11 protein-coding genes, 1 tRNA gene and 1 pseudogene are annotated in these 16,618 nt (G+C 57.2%); 8 read left to right on the top strand and 5 right to left on the bottom strand.

Going from position 1 to position 16,618, the window contains the following annotated elements; translation table 11 throughout:
* Window positions 1-91: 91 nt before the first annotated feature.
* The 5 genes from AABO57_08810 to AABO57_08790 form a co-directional block, all read right to left on the bottom strand.
* Window positions 92-979: a carbohydrate ABC transporter permease gene (locus AABO57_08810; protein ID MEK6285825.1), complete on the bottom strand. Its 888-nt coding sequence runs from the start codon at window positions 977-979 to the stop codon at window positions 92-94.
* Window positions 976-1,899 (bottom strand): sugar ABC transporter permease, encoded by a 924-nt coding sequence (locus tag AABO57_08805; protein MEK6285824.1) that lies wholly within the window; start codon window positions 1,897-1,899, stop codon window positions 976-978. Before AABO57_08805 ends, AABO57_08810 begins: the two co-directional genes overlap by 4 nt.
* Window positions 1,862-2,413: a GNAT family N-acetyltransferase gene (locus tag AABO57_08800; protein ID MEK6285823.1), complete on the bottom strand. Its 552-nt coding sequence runs from the start codon at window positions 2,411-2,413 to the stop codon at window positions 1,862-1,864. The genes AABO57_08805 and AABO57_08800 overlap by 38 nt, the downstream gene beginning before the upstream one ends.
* Before the next feature lie 215 nt (window positions 2,414-2,628).
* Complete coding sequence (locus tag AABO57_08795) at window positions 2,629-3,939, bottom strand: ABC transporter substrate-binding protein (protein MEK6285822.1); 1,311 nt, start codon at window positions 3,937-3,939, stop codon at window positions 2,629-2,631.
* Window positions 3,940-4,009: 70 nt separating this feature from the next.
* On the bottom strand, window positions 4,010-4,903 hold the full coding sequence (locus AABO57_08790; protein MEK6285821.1) for a hypothetical protein: 894 nt from the start codon (window positions 4,901-4,903) through the stop codon (window positions 4,010-4,012).
* Between the two features lie 413 nt (window positions 4,904-5,316).
* On the opposite strand from AABO57_08790, the gene AABO57_08785 reads away from it, so the two are divergent.
* From AABO57_08785 to csx19, 8 genes and pseudogenes are all read left to right on the top strand, one after another.
* Window positions 5,317-5,390 (top strand) — tRNA-Gln (locus tag AABO57_08785).
* Between the two features lie 877 nt (window positions 5,391-6,267).
* On the top strand, window positions 6,268-7,590 hold the full coding sequence (gene cas6 / locus AABO57_08780) for a CRISPR system precrRNA processing endoribonuclease RAMP protein Cas6 (protein MEK6285820.1): 1,323 nt from the start codon (window positions 6,268-6,270) through the stop codon (window positions 7,588-7,590).
* A 36-nt stretch (window positions 7,591-7,626) separates the two neighbouring features.
* Window positions 7,627-8,485: pseudogene (locus AABO57_08775) on the top strand (PDDEXK nuclease domain-containing protein).
* 207 nt (window positions 8,486-8,692) lie between these two features.
* Window positions 8,693-10,345 (top strand): hypothetical protein, encoded by a 1,653-nt coding sequence (locus tag AABO57_08770; protein MEK6285819.1) that lies wholly within the window; start codon window positions 8,693-8,695, stop codon window positions 10,343-10,345.
* Window positions 10,342-11,934, top strand: a complete 1,593-nt coding sequence (locus AABO57_08765) for a hypothetical protein (GenBank protein MEK6285818.1) — start codon at window positions 10,342-10,344, stop codon at window positions 11,932-11,934. The genes AABO57_08770 and AABO57_08765 overlap by 4 nt, the downstream gene beginning before the upstream one ends.
* Window position 11,935: 1 nt before the next feature.
* Entirely contained in the window at window positions 11,936-14,326 is a 2,391-nt protein-coding gene (locus AABO57_08760; GenBank protein MEK6285817.1) for an RAMP superfamily CRISPR-associated protein, read from the top strand.
* On the top strand, window positions 14,323-16,023 hold the full coding sequence (locus tag AABO57_08755; protein ID MEK6285816.1) for an RAMP superfamily CRISPR-associated protein: 1,701 nt from the start codon (window positions 14,323-14,325) through the stop codon (window positions 16,021-16,023). The genes AABO57_08760 and AABO57_08755 overlap by 4 nt, the downstream gene beginning before the upstream one ends.
* Window positions 16,020-16,613: a CRISPR-associated protein Csx19 gene (gene csx19 / locus AABO57_08750; GenBank protein MEK6285815.1), complete on the top strand. Its 594-nt coding sequence runs from the start codon at window positions 16,020-16,022 to the stop codon at window positions 16,611-16,613. Before AABO57_08755 ends, csx19 begins: the two co-directional genes overlap by 4 nt.
* Window positions 16,614-16,618 lie beyond the last annotated feature (5 nt).

Raw genomic sequence — 16,618 nt, 5'->3', positions numbered from 1 at the left:
TGCGTGACCGGATGATGCCTGATGAACCTGCACTTCGACTTCGGTCCGGTCACGCATCACACATCACGTTTCACGCACCACGCATCACTTGTCACCCTTTCACTGCGCCCAGCGACAACCCCCTCACGAGGTAGCGCTGAACCGCCATCGCGAACACCAGTATTGGAATCATCGCAACCACTCCCGCCGCGCTCATCACTCCCCACTTGATTTCGTACTGAGTCACGCGCCCGGCGATTCCCACCGGCAGCGTCATCGCCGCATCGGTCTGCGTCAGCACCAGCGCAAGCAGAAACTCGTTCCACGATACGATCAGGCAAAAGACGGCTGTGGCAGCCAGACCCGGGGTAACCAACGGAAGAATCACTCGCACCAATGCCCCAAGCCGCGAGTCGCCATCAACCATTGCCGCCTCTTCCAATTCGCGAGGGAGCTCCCGAAAAAATCCACGCATCATCCACACGACGAACGGTAGATTGAGCGCCGTGTAAACGATCACCAGGGATGTGATCGTGTTCAGCAAACGCAGATCGCGCATCATCAGAAACAGCGGGACCGCGGTCACGATGGGCGGAAACATTCGCGTGGACAGTATCCACAGCGACAACCGCTGGTCGAGCCTGCCCCGTAGCCTGAATCGCGATAGCCCGTAAGCTGCCAGCGTTCCAATCGTCACCGCCAGGATAGTCGAAAGCACGGCAACCGTAACGCTGGTGGTCAAGTACCGGCCGAACGAACGTGTGAAGAACGCGTCGTAGTAGTGAGCTAATGTCGGGGAGAAGTGCAACCATCGCGGCGGCACCGCGAACTGGTCGACCTCGCTCTTGAGCGAGATTGTCACCATCCAGTAAACCGGCGTGAGTGCCGCCAACACTGACACGCTGAGCAGGACGTACTTTGTCGATCGGGCAAGCCTCGTTAGCCACGCGCCCGGCGGGCTTTGCCCTGCAGCTTTGGATGTCGGGTGCTGTCCGCTCAAACGGCCTCCTGTTTCTGAAGCAATCGAATATAGCCGACGCTGACTATGTTTGTTAGCACGAGCAACACAAACGACATCGCCGCCGCGTAACCGAAGTCGGAGAAGCGAAATGCCGTGCGATAGATGTACAGGCTGACCGTCTCGGTCGAGAATCCCGGGCCGCCCTCGGTCAGAATGAAGATCTGATCGAACACTCTCAGCAGGTCCATCGTGCGGAGCAATAGCGCAATCAGGATCGCCGGCTTGAGTAGCGGGAGCGTGACATGGCGAAAGGTTTGCCACGCGCTCGACCCGTCGATGACCGCTGCTTCATAGGGTTCTTGCGGGATCGCTTGCAACCCGGCGAGCAGTACCAGAAACATGAACGGCGTCCATTGCCAAATGTCCACGGCGATGACCGACGCCAGCGCAAGCGTGGGCGACGCCGTCCAGGTCAAAGCCTCGGTGTTTACTCCGGCGCCCTTGAGCGTGCCGTTGACCGCGCCGAAATCCGGGTTGAGCATCAATCGCCAAACCACTCCGACCACGACCGGAGGCAGCATCATCGGAATCAGCAGCGCGCTTCGAAACAACGATCTGCCGCGCAAGGGCCGATCCAGCAGCACGGCGAGGCCCAACCCGAGTGCGAACTCAAACGTGAGCGCAACCGCCGCGTAGATGAAAGTGTGGGCAAGCGCTTCGAGGAAGAACCTGTCGCTCGCGAGCCGCGCGAAGTTCGCAACGGTCCACCGCGCCGCTTCACCTGAGCCGGTCTGAAGGCTGACCTTCACCGCATAGAAGAGAGGATAGATCGAAAGCGCAACCAGCACCGCGACCGTCGGCGCGATCAGCAAGTAGGGCAGCGACGTCTCGCGCCACAGCGAGGCGGTACCGCGGCGCCGGTCAGTCTTCTGCCGGCCGTTGGATGTATGTTGAATCATCGCGCTGGTATTCTTCTCGCGTCATTGCGTAGTACTTCACGTCGGAGTTGTAGAAGCGAGCATCCTTCACATACCTGAGTCCGATTTTCTCGAGCACGCGACGGGAACCAATGTTCCCCGGCTGCACAACCGCGACGATGCGGTTGAGGCCGAGTGCTTCGAAGCCATACCGCAGGCTCGCCTTTGCCGCTTCGGAAGCGAGGCCAATTCCCCAGAACCGTTTCGCGAGTCGATATCCGACTTCGATCTCGGATGCGTTGTCCAGAAACTGCAATCCGCAAAACCCCATCCACTCGCCGCTAGTCTTATCGACTGCAGCCCACACACCGAAGCCGTGCCGGTTATGGTGGTCGAGGATTGCGTTAAACCGCGTTCGGGTCCGCTCTCTTGATTGAGGCTTTCCGTCCCCGATGTAGCGCATCACGTCCGGGTCGCTTCCAATCAATGCGAACGAGTCGAGATCATCCGAAGTAAAGGGCCGCAGATACACTCGCGCGGTCTCTATAGTTTGCATGACGGTCTTCTTTAAACCCCACTGAGGTTGACCACTTTGCTGACCTCTGAGTCCACCAAGTGACTGCCGGAACCTACCATGATCCTCAAGCTCGCGGTCGGGAAGAGTGGCTTGCCCCCGCTGAGTGAAGGACCCATCATTGTGAATCTCCAGCTTAGAAGCGGCGGGGGCAAGCCACCCTTCCCGACCGCGAGCTTGAGCAGGTTGCTGATCACCTACTTACGGTTGCGCTCGACGATCTTCGCTATTTCGAGGTTGCCCTGATTCATCGCCGCTTCCGCCGTCAATTCGCCGCTGTTAGCTCGCGACAGAAATATCCCGAACACGTTCTCGATCTCATTCCACTGCGGCGTACGAGGCCGAGGCTTGGACCTCTCGAGCGAGCGAAGCTGCGCCGGATAAGCCGGGAACTTTGCCAGGAGATCGGGATCATTGAACACCGAGCGCCGCGTCGGCGGATTCCCGATCAGCGCCGACTTCTTCATCTGATCCGCCGCAGTCGCCCACAGCAGGAACTCGAACGCTGCGTACGTGTTTCGCGCTCCGCGCGGGATCGCAATCAGCCAGTTGCCGATCTCGGCGCGGCCTTCGGCTTTTGCGCCCGGCATCGTCCCGAAGCTCATCTTGCCTGCTACTCTCGATTTTGCCGGATCGTCGAAGGCGCTGATCCACGCGGGCCAGTTGATCGACATCGCCGCGGTGCCTTGAAGCAAGTGCGCCGAGACCTCACTCGCATTAAAGCTCGCATAGCCGGGCGGTGCGTACTTTCCCAACTCAATCATGAACCGCAACGCATTGATCCCTTCCGCGCTGTTGACCGTGGGCTTGCCGGCGGCGTCGAACATTTCCGCGCCGAACGACCAGAAGATCGGCATGAAATCGGCGACCGCAGAATTGCCGCGAGCGGCTCGCATCACGTAGCCGTAGACGCGCCCCCCGCCTGGGGCCCCGCTCCGTTCACGCTCATCGATCGTCTTCGCCGCCGTCAGCACATCATCCCACGTCGCCGGGTCTTTCAGGCCGTGTTTTTGAAGCAGGTCTTTGCGATAGAAGAACAACTGCGAGTTGCCTACATAAGGCAAGGCGTACAGCTCGCCGCTTTCATAAGGGTGCTTGCAGAGCGCCATCGATGATCGCACGTAATCTTCATCGGGTCCGGACTGCCCGCGCTTCTGATAGAGGGGCGTGAGGCCGGTGAGAAGCTCTTCGCTTGCGAATCGCGGAAACCAGGGGTCGTCGAGCATGATCAAGTCGTACGCGCCAGTCGAAGCCGTCAGGTCTAGCTGTTCCTTCTCGAAGAGATTGTCGTAGGGAAACTCCGCTATGTTGACCCGAACTCCGGTGAGAGTCTCGTAGTCGCGAGCCGCCTGCTTGAGCGCGTCGCCTTCGACGCCTGAGTTGACCGCGAGTGTTATTTGCCCGGCTTCGCCACCGGTGCCCTTGCAGCTCGCAAGCGAAAACCCCATACACGACATCACCAGTATCATCGCGACTCGTGCGCCAGCCGATCGCAAGGTGTTTTGCATATCTTGTCTTACCCCGAGGTGCAATGCGGATTCGTTAGCCGGCTGCTTGAGCTCCAGGTTCGCTGACGCTCTATCGCGTGCGCCCGCTCGCATTTTTGTTGGCGATCGGTCGAGCGGCCTCAGCAAGTGCCGCCGGCTGGGCGCCGCTCATTATGTCTGCGAAAAGTCGAAGAGCGCTGGCGAAGCCTTCGACTTGCTGCTTTGCCTCTTGCGGCGAGACCTTTTTCATTCCGGCGGGCACGTCGAACTGCGCGCGATCCGGACTAAGCTGAAGGTCACGCGCTTCGACAATCACTCGCGACTTTGTTCCCGCCGGCAATACCAGGTTCATCTCACAACGAAGCGGCAAGCCTGTTTCCCGATCCACAAAGATCATGCCGTCCATCTGCCTCGAAGCGTCGCCGGAACCGGTTAACCGATACTTGATCGCGGGGCGCCCGTTGATCGTATCCAGCCCGAGCTGTTCGTGCTGCGCTCGGGACTTCAAGCGTTCGGCGATCGCGCCGGGCGTCAACATGCCACCCAACTGGACCCCGAGCGCTTCCGGCATAAGCTCAACATATTGTTTGCGGTCGAGGAGAACCAGATACTTCAACCCCGATTTTTCCAGGTACACCGTCTGACCGAGTGGCGCCGGTAACATGAAGGTCCACCGCCGGTCCGCTCCCAGTTTCGCGAAGCCGAACTGCTGCGTCGCCATTGGTGAAGGAGCTTCGGAAGCCGCTTGCGCGCTTATGGTCATCGACACGCTGTAACGTTCGGGCTCTTTGATGTCGATAGCGGCGGACTGGCTGCTGGTCGAGCGTGGGCCGGCGTTCGCGTTGCCTTTGCCGTTTGGACTCGAGGCGGTCGAGTTTGCGTTGGTTCCCTTAGCCGCGTTGGTGCAGCCAAGAGCGAGAGAGGCAAGCAGCATAAGAGACACGATTGACGTTCGCCGATACACACGATGTTGAAAGTATTGCATTGAGCGCTCGAACTTCTGGTTGAGACTTGGTGATAACGTCACGCGATCCTACCCCCGAAGTTCGCTGCAATGCTACTTTGCCAACGCTGCGCTAGCAAGCGCTCACAGTTTCATTCGTGACGGTGAGAACTGGCTGAAAGAGTGCTAGGGCTGAGCGAGCAACAGCACAAGAGTAAGAATGATCAGCTTTCTGAAACACGTCATAGGGAGCCTCCTAACATTGATCACTGACCAGCGTTCGCTTATTCGTTCGTGTCGATTTCGGCCGGCGCCTCAGCGGCAAGTGAGTTTCGCGAAGGAGATACATTAGCAAAGGTGGGAGGAAAGTCGAAGCAGAGCAGGCGCAGACCTGTTGTCATCGGGCGCAAAACTTGACAATAAAATCCGCGGGCCGATATAGTTTGGACGTTTGCTGGGAGGTCGTTCAACGGTAGGACAGCAGACTCTGACTCTGCTTATCGGGGTTCGAATCCCTGCCTCCCAGCCATACTGCAAACCTTTGCTGAAAGCAGTTTACGGATTCCATCACTTCTCACCGTTCCCGCTCGTTTTGTCCTTTGTGTGACTTCCGCCTTCCGTACATCTCGTTCGTGATCTTCGCCGAAGCGTTTTCCTGCATCGATGGAGCGACGTGGGAGTAGATGCCGAGCGTTATTGACATACTCCTGAGCAGTCGAGAAGGGTTACGGCCAAAGATTCAAAAAGATATCGAAAGCTTGAAGGCTGGGAGTCGTGGCGAGGAACGGGAGCTGAAAGAGTTTGTGCAGCTCAGCGTACATTCTTCAGACGAAACTAATCACAACCTATTGCGCACTTACTTAAGTGCAAGATTGCCCGAGGTATTCCAGTCATCTGAACTTCTTGATGGTATATTGAAACGGTCAGGTGGAGTCTTTCTTTATGCCTTCCATTTTTGCCGAGCGTTAGAATCAGGCGCATTCAAGAGCGTGAGTTCGCCTGACAGGCGAAAGCGCATTTGAGTGAACCTGCCTCGCTTTCACAAGCGGGGTGTTTACTCCAGCATCTTCCAAAGAAAGAGCAGACCAAGCAGTGGAAGACAGCAGCCGCCGAAGCCTATAGAAAAGGCGACCCAATCCCAATAGTATTTTTCTTTTCTTTTCTTGCATGGAAGCATGGTTCCACGTACAATGCCGCCGTCTTCGAAGTCGGAGTAGCAGCCCCGCACTTCGAGACAATTAGTCTGAACGTATCTAAATGAAATCTGACTCGCTCGACCCCGCTGACCCAAGCGAGCTTATTCTTAACTGCAAAACGATCGGCCTTGGCCTCACGACCCCTCGCCGGTTTGAAGTTAACAACTCGCGATCGAGACTTCGCAATCGGAAGTATCGCATGGAGCCCCTATGCGGTGTCAGGACTTCGACAGATTGGATATCGCGCGCTTCGACGTAACGCTGCGCGCGCGAGAACAGACGGTACTGCCGCCGTATCTCGGTTCGACTCTCAGAGGCGCATTGGGCCATGCGCTGAAAGACGCCGCCTGCGTTGTCGAACACCGCGACTGCCGGCGATGTCCGTTGCTGGATACCTGCGCTTATCCTTACTTGTTCGAGACGCCCGTTCCGCCCGAGATCAAGGAGTTGCGCGGACAAACTCACGCACCGCTGCCCTTCCTCATAGAACCGCCCCTGGTCGAGAACCCGGTTCGACGGGTGTGGCGAGTCCCGGCCGCCAACGTAATGGCGGCGGCTTCGTCCGCGGCTTCGGCTGTTCAGTCTGCGAACTCCTCTCAAACGAAGTCACCGGAAGCGAACAGATGCGCCAATGCTGAAGGCGCTCTTGATACGCGGGCTTCGGTTCCGCAACGACAGATCTCTACGCCGGCCTCGGTAGTGAGTTCAGTTGTTTTCCCCGACCGGCCAAGACGGTTCAACATTGGAGATGAGTTGCGCTTCGGACTAGTACTGATCGGCAAAGCGATCGACTACTCCCCCTTTTTCTTACACGCGATCAACGAAATGGCGAATCGAGGGTTAGGAGCCGGCCGAGCAGGGTTTGATCTGAAAGAGGTCTTTCTCAAAGGCGCTCGTGGCGAGCGAGAGCGGGTCTACTCTAGCGATGATCAGGGACTCTCGTTACCGGCCCGAATCGGAGAACCTCTGTCTGAGTCGATTGCGGCGAAACTCGCCGAGCAGACGAGCGGGGACGGCGGAACACCAGTCCTTGAATCGATCGACCAGGTGATTGCCACAACCCTGTCCCAGCTTGCGCGGCCAGCAAGCGATTCCGTCGCGCGCGCAGTGGACAGCCACTCCAGCCTAACGCTGCGATTCTTGACGCCGGCTCGAATCAGGGTCAAAGACGACTTGCAAACAGGCCTCAGTTTCCAGTTGCTCGTGCGGAGCCTGTTGCGCCGGGTCTCAATGCTGGCAGCGGTCCATGGCAGCGGCCGAATGCAATTGGACTATCGAGGGCTTATCGAGCAGGCAGGCTCTGCGAGGGTAGTACGCTCGACTCTGCGATGGTGGGACCTTGAGCGCTACACCGATCGTCAGGAGACCAAACTAAGAGTGGGCGGTCTAATCGGCGAGGTTGAATACGAAGGGCGGGTCATCGACGAGTTTATGCCGCTTATTTGTGCGGGTGAGCTTCTGGGAGTTGGAACGGGTACCAGCCTGGGGCTGGGGAGATACCAAATCAGTGCTGGCGAGAAGCGAAAGGTTTGAGTTTCCGGCAAGGTTGCTGAAGGGCAGAGGTTCCTGATGACTGCTGATCTAGAAAAACAAATTGTGATAGAAGGCTACTCCAAGTTCTTGCAAGACCTGAAGGCGCGAATTCGGCAGGCGCAAGTCCGAGCCGCCTTGTCGGTCAATCGCGAGCTCGTACTGTTGTACTGGGGCATCGGGCGCGAGATCTTGCAAAGACAACAGACGGCGGGCTGGGGTGCAAAGGTGATCGACCGGTTGGCGAAAGACCTGCGCAGCGAGTTTCCCGAGATGAAGGGCTTCTCGCCGCGCAACCTGAAGTATATGCGCGCTTTTGCCGGCGCATACCCAGACGAGCAATTTGTGCAACAGCTTGTTGCACAAATTCCCTGGGGGCATAACGTGAGGGTATTAGATCACGTCAAAGACCCGGGCGAACGCGAATGGTATATCCGCCAAACCTCTGAAAACGGTTGGAGCCGAAACGTCCTTGTCCTGCAAATCGAAAGCGGCCTGTATCAACGCCAAGGCAAGGCGGTGACCAACTTTGCTCAGACGTTGCCTGCGCCTCAGAGCGACCTCGCCCAGCAACTGCTAAAAGACCCTTACAACTTTGACTTTCTGAGCCTCGGCCGCGAGTTTCACGAACGAGACCTCGAGCGGGGTCTGCTGGAGAACCTGCGAGACTTCCTCCTCGAGTTGGGCGTGGGCTTTGCCTTCGCGGGCAATCAATATCACCTGGAGGTCGGCGGCCGGGACCCCCATAAGGAGTACGTGACATGAAAAGCGGATTGGCGTATCGGCCTATGAGTTGACTCGCGCGTTGCCAGAAGAGCTTAAAGGGAGTCTGCCGACGATTGAAGAGATCGAAGCCGAATTGAGCGAACGGATTGAAGCAGCGGGAGGAGAGAATTGAGTCACCCAGTCTCCGCGCCGCCGAGTCTCCCCGTCGAGTTTGCGCCTCTGGCATCTAGACGGATGCAATATGGATAAGGGTTTTGTGTTTTCATTCTGTCGCACTCGGGAGGAATGGGAATGATCAACTACCCTTGGCACCTATTCGCGACTTCGAGCGTGACGTGTCGGGCGTAAAGACGACCTGGCGCGCTAGTCGGAGGGCAAAATGGACGAAGGCATTTGTCAGGAACACAAGGCAGACGAGAAGACATTGAAAAGCCTGACCCAAGAATACTGGGAGACCTTTGAGAGCGGGAAGCTCAAGCCGCGACTTGAACGTTACGTAGACGACTTACTCAACGAAGAGATGTGCTGGGCCAACGACTCTCCACTCCCAGATAACCGTAGCCGGTTGCCACAGCAAGAGTATCAGCTTTTGGCGATGCTGGTGGGATTCTCGGTCGAGCCATTGTTACAGACGGTGTGGGCTTACGAGCCGCAGCAGGTGCTGTTGCTGCTCAATCAGGCCTACGGTGATTTGGAAGAGGGCGGAATGCGGGGGGAAGATTTCGGTGAGATGGTCAAGTCCCTCATTCAAGATCATCTGTCCGTCAAGAAACCCTTGAAGCGCAAGCCACAAGTAGATTGTGAGATCGTTAACGCCGATCCTGCGTCCGTTTTCCGCAGATTGCGCGAGAAGGTGAGTGTAACCGAGGGCGTCATCATAGACATCACCGGAGCAAAGAAGAGCATGGTTGCCGGGGCATTTCTCTATGCCGCCTACGCCAATGTGCCGGTCTCATACGTGGATTTTGATGATGACGCTTACGACCCGGAGCGGGGCCGTCCTTATGGTTACAAATGCCGGATTGGAAGCCTAAGCAATCCGTATCAGGCTTTCGCGCTCCGCGACTGGGAGCTTGTGCGTGAGCTTTACAACCAATACAACTTCCGCGCGGCGCGCACGTTGCTGGTTGGGCGTGATGGTAGTGGCAGCGTGGGCACGATTCTGGCGACAGCGCGAATCTATTTGCCCGAAATGGAAGAGCCGATGAACCGGCTTGGGCGGATGCTCTATTGCTATGAACTTTGGGAGAGCGGCGAGTTCAATGCGGCGCAGGTCGAAGCTAACACAATTAACCAAGAAGGCTGGAACACAGAGTTCCCAAACACGGTGACTGACTTGGGCGGGAGTTGGTTCAGCTTTAGCGGTGGTGAAATCTCCCAATCCGTAAGCTCGTTTTACGACGATACGCCTGAACTCAGAGCCTATGTTTACGACGAGATCAAGCGTGTCGAACGGCTCATCTACTTGAACGAAGACTGCAACTCGGCATTCTTGCGCGTGGCTGGGGTGAATGAAGTTCTTATGATCGCGCGTGTTGTTAAATTGGTGAGCAACCAAGTTGATAAGAGATCGCTATTAAGTGCGCTCGACCGTGAAACTCCTGGGGCTTACTCAGTCTATGAAGCCTTGCTCAAACCTGATAATTCGACCATCGAAATCGGACGTGAACGCAGAACAAAAGACCTTTCGTTTAGAAGCGCGCCACAGCTTTCAGTAGCATTGCCGCGAAGAATGTCTGAATGGTGGCAACAGAACCACCACTTCAAAGACTTCAGGGACAAGGATTCCATTGACGTGAGAGGCTGGGAGCATTTTCTGCGTATCAGAAACAAGCTGACCCATACGCATCTCACTGTGCCGCCCTACTTGGCTGAAGACGCACTTCGCTTTGTCACCGCCAACTTTGAAGACTTTCTTGGTTACTCAATGGAATTATTGAGTTTGTGTGCTGAAGACTTGAAATGGTCGCAACTCTGCCAACGTTGCGGTTTGGCTGACCTGCTGCCGCCGAGCCTGAAGGAGGACAAATGACCGAATACCTGTTGGCCGCGGAGGCCGATCAGATTCAGGATTTCATCTTTCGCGCCTCGCATCTGCGCGAAGTGGTAGGCGGCAGCCAATTGCTCACGCGCTTTTGCAACGAGGTGCCGCAGCAACTGCTCGGCGGTGGCGAGCGCATTGTAGTGAATGATGGCGGTGCATTCCGCATAGTGTTCAATGACCTGAATCAGGCGCGGACATTCGGCGAAAATCTGGCTGAAATCTATCGCCGTGCCGCCGATGGCGCGATCACTGTGGCGGAACCGGAGGAAATTAAGAATGGCGATTTTGCCAAAGCCAGCGAAGCCGCCGAAGAAAAACTGCGTGTAGCTAAACGCTGGCGGCAACAAACAGTACAGACTACGCCCCAGATGCCGTTTACAGCCTGGTGTGCTTCGTGCGGTGCGGGATTGGCAATCGCATACGGTAATCGCCATGCCGATGAGCGCGCCAACTATTTGTGCCGCGCCTGTATGGTCAAAGGGCGCGAGCGTGACAGTCCGGGAGAAGGGACTTTCCTCCGGCCTTTTCTCCAACTGGTGACCGGCGGGCGCGCCGGGACGTTTGATTGGCCGATGGAAGCAAAGGACACAGCACGCTTTGATCCACGCCGTTATGTCGCCTATCTGATGGCCGATGGCAACAATTTGGGCAAACTGTTCGGCCAATGCAACGAAGAGCAAATGCGCGAGCTGTCAAAGCAGATGACGCAAAAGTTGCGTCAGGCTCTGGCAGCGCCGACGCGCAAGGCGATGACACAACGAGATGCGCGTGGTGAGGTTGATCCATTCAAAGTGCCGGTCTTGCCACTCATCCTGGGCGGTGATGATCTGTTCGCGTTGGTACCGGCGCCGTGGGCTTTAGATTTTGCGCTGAAGTTCTGCCGCGAGTTCGAGACCGGCATGGCTCAAATTATCAATGGCCTCAAACTGACGGTGCAAGTAGAGAGGCCGACCATCGCCGCAGTGGTAGTGATCTGCAAGGAGAGTTATCCGTATCGTCTGGCCTACCGTGCCGGCGTCGAGCGACTTGGACGCGCCAAGCAACTGAGTAAAGCGCTGGCCTACGAAACAGGCGAGCACTTGTCGGTGGTGGATTTCGAGATCATTCTCGGTAGTCAGATCGTGGAAGCGCCAAGAGAAGGCACGCGGCGGCCCACTCTGCGGCCATTTTGGGTTCTGCCGGAAGACAATCAGTCAATGCCCTCGCGCGCTGAGCAGTGGGGTTTGCCTCTGCATCGCCTGATCAATCAACGATTAAAGTTGAGCGGACTACCGAACAAACGCTTGGCGCAATTGCGCTCCCTCTTTGACCGGTTGCCGGACTCGACCGCTGAGCTCGAGTCGTGGCGAATGGATCTTGAGCAATTGCTTGGCCGGGTCGGGCGTGACGAAGAGGCGGAGAAGATCACCCGCGCGGCTTTAGCCCAACTGGGCAGCGGCGATTCCGGCTGGCTCTACAAGATCAATCGCAAGACAGACGAAGCAATATGGCACGGTCATGCGCTGCTGGATCTGCTAGAGGCTTGGGATTTCGCTTTCGATCTGGACAAAGATCGGGACGTGTACAAGGAGGCATGAAATGCCTGTGAAGCTCACTTTCGAGATTGAATTGCACTCCGATTACCATGTTAGCGCAGGCGGCGGATTGGGCGCGGGCGTTGATTCCGCCTTATTGCGCGAGTCAGACGGTGTCCCGGTTCTGCGCGGAACTGCTGTGACTGGTCTGCTGCGCGATGGCTTATGGCGGTTGCTGCAACTGCAGCCATTTGATCAGAGGAACTGCGAACGTTCCGGCAAAGCTGGAGAAGGAACGCCGCTTTACTGCGGCCAGTATAATCCTTATGCCGATGAATGCCCAGTCTGCCGCTTGTTCGGTACGCCGCGCACGCCGAAGCGATGGGATATCTCTTCCGCGCGACCTGTCGGATTGGAACAGGTAGGATCAAGCAAGAGTGGCTGGAAGCCAGGAACGACCGCAGCACAGGTCGTGCATCGTGTTCGCATCAATCCACAGACACGCCGCGCGGAAGCGGGCAAACTCTTTTCACAGGAACAGGGTGACGGCCGCTTGCATTTTCGCTTCACGGCTGACTGTGGGAGTGAGGGCGAGAAGGCGCTGGATGAAGCCGCCTTGCTGATGGCAGCGGCGCGTAACGTGCGCGAACTGGGGCGTTCGCGGCGGCGCGGCCAGGGAGAGTGCCGAATCCATCTGGCTGAGCCAGCGTCTCTACCCGGCGTTACGAAAGCTGAGGATCAGTCACTGGAGCAGGCTTTGCTTAATCGCTTCGAGACTCGCTGGCTCTCCAAGCAGGCGCCAGCGCGGAGCATTCCTTCACGGTTAATCCCCAAAGTCGCAGTCGCCGCGAGCGTCGCCCCACACACTGTGCGGCGACGATTGATCGTGCGTATTGACGAGCCAATCACTTTAGCGCGGCGTGGCGATGCAGGGAACCAGTTCGAAACGCTGGACGCCATCTCCGGCGTAACTTTGCGCGGCGCTTTTGCGGCATGTATTGCCGAACGGGTCAAACTTGACGAGAAGACGAACTATGAGGGTTTCGTTGGCTTGATTCTTCGCGGGCAAGTCAGTTTCTCGTCGCTATGCCCTGCCGAGTTGGTGGGACACGGCGATGCACTGTATCCCTGCATCCCTGCGCCGCGAGACTTGCTAACTTGCAAAATCTTTCCCGGGTTGGCAGTGAAGCCCGATCAGCATGGTGCTCAGGGCTTCGCGCACCAATCATCACCTGCAGCGCAACAGTGCCCGCAGTGTTGGGCTGAGAAAAAAGAGAAGACGCCCTTGCGAGCGTTAGACGGCTTTGTCGTTGCCAAACAACCGCCGCAGCCTTTTCACCTAAGCCAACGCAGCGAACTACACATTCAGATCAACCCAGTACAACAGCGTGTGGCCACCGGTGACCTCTTTGCGTACTCCGCCTTAGACGCCGGACAGTATTTCGTCGGGGAGGTGACTTTTGCTGACGACGCTGCTTGGCAACGATTCCAGCAGATGACGGGGCTGCCAGCGCTCGGCCAGGCGTTCGAACTGCGGTTGGGTAAGGCGACGCGACGCGGCTACGGTCGAGTGACGGCACGTTTCGAGGATGGCGCGGGCAAAGAGCCGGTGTGGATTGGCGTACCGCTGGAAAATCGTGTAACTGACCCCCAGCAACTCACGCTCACGCTGTTGACTGATACGATCATCACCGATGCTTGGGGACGTTATCACTTGAGTTTCGACGCCGACTGGATGGGTCGTGAGTTGAAGCTTACGGTTGATCCCAGCACCCTGAACGTTTTTGCCAGCACCCGCCACGTGGACGGTTTCAACGGGCACTTAGGATTACCGCGCTGGCGTGACACAGTGATTGAGGCTGGTTCCTCGGTCGGGTTGCGCTTGGTTGAGCCGCCAGAAGATTGGCAGCAGCGCTTGAGAGAAGTCGAGCGAGACGGAATCGGCTTGCGGCGCGAAGAAGGCTTTGGGCGTGTAGTCTTCAATCATCCGGTTTATGTGGGCGGTCAGGGAATCACACAAAGCGATCTACAACTCGGCAACGATCTACGCTTGGGAGATGGCGAGCACCTGCTGCGCAAAGAAGACCGCTTCGAGAAGGAATGGCAGAGGGTGTTGGATCGAGAGAAGCACTGGGTGCAATGTCAGTCAGAGATGTTCGCAGCGGTTGCGCGATGGCTGTTGGCGCGCCATGCGGAGTCGGAGCTAAACAAGGAGTTGCTGAAATTGGCCGACAGCCCGAGCCAGGAGTTGCGTGATTTGATTCCTGATTACGGAGACCGGAGCAAAGAAAGCAAGCTCAACCCTAAGGGCCTTGAACTGATTAGTAAGCTGCTTCGGAAGTTAGAAGAGTTGGTTGGCAAGTACGGCAAGCAGTGTCAGGCGCGTGGCGTAATGATGCTGGCCGACCGAGTGGCTGCCACTGCTGAGTTGGCGAGAAAGGGGAAAAGACAATGACACAATACTGCGTCATTACTGGAACGATGCAGGCGCGCACCGCTGTTCACCTCGGCGCTGGCGTAGGCAACGAGACGACCGATGCCTTGATTCGGCGCGACGGGGCTGGTCACCCTCTCATCCCAGGCACTGCGATTGCGGGCGCGTTACGCGCTCTGCTGACCCGCTTGGTTCCGCATCTGGGAGTGCGGGCTTGTAAAGCGCTGGGGGCCGATGACGGCAAGGCTTGTGGTTGCGAAGTCTGCCATCTGTTCGGCGATGTGAATCCGACAGACGAAGAGAATAGCCCTGCCACTGCATCCCGGTTGTTGGTCTTTGACGCGAAGCTGAAGGACGGCACAGCCAGTTTTATCCGTGACAGTGTGGGAATTGATCGGGCTACCGGCGCAGCGGCGCGAGCGGGCGCAGTCAAATTCGATCTCGAAGCAATCCCGCAGGGATGCGCTTTCGAGTTGCGGTTGGAGTTGCGCGGAACCGATGAACGGGGCGAACAATTGCTGGCTGCCGGATTGGCCGAGTGGCAAGCCGGGCGAGCTTGGCTGGGCGGACGTGTAGCGCGTGGGCTTGGCGCATTTACGCTACAGGACGTGCGTTGTGTCGGACTTGATTTGAATCAGCAAGCCCAACTGATGAACTTCCTACGCGAGGATTACCCTTGGAAAAAAGGCGCTCAGGAAGTCTCCGGGTGGCTGTCACAGCAAGTGGGACAGATCGAAATTCAGTCAACAGATGCGCAAACGGTCGCAAGATGCTGGCTCAACCTCACCTTCGCGTTGCAAGCTGATGGACCATTGCTAACAAATGACGCCACCTCCGGCTGCATCAGCGGCTTCGATCACGCGCCATTGACCAGTGCTGTTGCAGATTGGGCCAAGCCGGTTTTGCCTGGCGCAGGGTTGCGCGGCGTGCTGCGCTCGCACGCTGAGCGCATCGCGCGCACGCTAGCCACGTCGGCGGCGAATAATACCCAAGAGTTCCTGCGTCATTGTCCGGCCTGTCATCCTCTGGCAAGTCGCTTGGGAGGAATCATCCCATCTCTCGAAAGCTGCGACAGTTTGTTCAAAAACCGTCCCAAGCACAATAACAAGGCAGCCACTGAGAAAGAGAAAGACAATCAACCTCAACTTTGCTTGGCCTGCCGTTTGTTCGGCAGCACGCAACGCGGCAGTCGCTTGATCGTCGAAGACGCGCCGTTCTCCGGAGAAAAACCGGAATACAAGATGCAGGATTTCCTGGCGATTGACCGCTTCACCGGCGGCGGTGCGGACCAATTCAAGTTTGACGCCCTCGCGCTGTGGCGTCCGGCTTTCCGCGTGCGCATGCATCTGGAGAACCCGGAGCCGTGGGAATTGGGCTGGTTGGTGCTGGTGTTACGAGACCTGCGCGACGGTTGGCTCAGTGTTGGGTTCGGCGCAGCCAAAGGCTTCGGGCGAGTTCACATTCCAACAGGCGACTGGGAAGCGCAACTCGGGTTTCTGGGTGATGATGGCTTTGGGCTGCCAGTAACAACGAGCAGCGGTGTATATCGCGTGGCCGCTTTGAACAACGACACCCAGCTACAATGGCTGACTCAAGTCGAACACTGGGTAGAAGCATTCAAGAAAGAAATCAAGAAATGTGATTGGGGTATTGAGCGATGCGATGACACCTACTTCGGGAAGGTCGATCACCTTTATCCCAGGAAGGAGACGCTATGAGCGCAAAGCAGAAAGCAGTGGACTTCAATCAACTTGTCACCGAAGTAACAACAGGGAAGCAATATGGCGAAGCTGATCTGGCAATCTGGGGGGGTCTGTGCGCGGAAACCGAATTGGCTGAGTTGCTATCAAAGTACAGCCTGAACGAAATGCCGTTCCGCATCTGGGAATATGCCAGCCGGATAGATTTCGAGCGAGACGCGCTGCCGGACGAGATCAACCTGTTGGAGCGTGGCCGATTGTTCGGCGATGGAGGCGATTTGGAGTTGCGACGTGATGGCGCAAACTTTCGCTGGCGCTTTATCGGCAAACCCACTGCGCAACCGCCATCTAGCAATCAATCGGCGCCAGATAAGTTCTGGACGAAAACCAAGGTTGTCACTTTTCACCGTTGCGATGAAAGCGCCTTGCTCTGGGGCGAGCGCAAAGACGGGCAAACCCGCTGGTTTGACGACCGGGTAGGCCGCGCGTCACTCGACTACCCTGAGCCAGCCGCGACGGCAGCTTGGCAACGAGTGCGCATTTGTTATTGGACGTTCAGCCGCGCCGGACGCGTAGAGTTCGTCTGGTTGCGTGAGTTGGCAGAGTAGAAGGA

The sequence above is a fragment of the Acidobacteriota bacterium genome (assembly GCA_038040445.1).
Classification (GTDB): domain Bacteria; phylum Acidobacteriota; class Blastocatellia; order UBA7656; family UBA7656; genus Onstottus_A; species Onstottus_A frigus.
The sequence above is the reverse complement of the archived record's forward strand: the minus strand, read 5'-3'. Positions and strand labels throughout refer to the sequence as shown.

What these genes read in the sequence shown, in the direction of transcription:
- AABO57_08805 (MEK6285824.1), bottom strand. Translation starts at nt 1,899, where the DNA reads ATGATTCAACATACATCCAACGGCCGGCAGAAGACTGACCGGCGCCGC.
- AABO57_08800 (MEK6285823.1), bottom strand. Translation starts at nt 2,413, where the DNA reads ATGCAAACTATAGAGACCGCGCGAGTGTATCTGCGGCCCTTTACTTCG.
- AABO57_08795 (MEK6285822.1), bottom strand. Translation starts at nt 3,939, where the DNA reads ATGCAAAACACCTTGCGATCGGCTGGCGCACGAGTCGCGATGATACTG.
- AABO57_08790 (MEK6285821.1), bottom strand. Translation starts at nt 4,903, where the DNA reads ATGCAATACTTTCAACATCGTGTGTATCGGCGAACGTCAATCGTGTCT.
- cas6 (MEK6285820.1), top strand. Translation starts at nt 6,268, where the DNA reads ATGCGGTGTCAGGACTTCGACAGATTGGATATCGCGCGCTTCGACGTA.
- AABO57_08770 (MEK6285819.1), top strand. Translation starts at nt 8,693, where the DNA reads ATGGACGAAGGCATTTGTCAGGAACACAAGGCAGACGAGAAGACATTG.
- AABO57_08765 (MEK6285818.1), top strand. Translation starts at nt 10,342, where the DNA reads ATGACCGAATACCTGTTGGCCGCGGAGGCCGATCAGATTCAGGATTTC.
- AABO57_08760 (MEK6285817.1), top strand. Translation starts at nt 11,936, where the DNA reads ATGCCTGTGAAGCTCACTTTCGAGATTGAATTGCACTCCGATTACCAT.
- AABO57_08755 (MEK6285816.1), top strand. Translation starts at nt 14,323, where the DNA reads ATGACACAATACTGCGTCATTACTGGAACGATGCAGGCGCGCACCGCT.
- csx19 (MEK6285815.1), top strand. Translation starts at nt 16,020, where the DNA reads ATGAGCGCAAAGCAGAAAGCAGTGGACTTCAATCAACTTGTCACCGAA.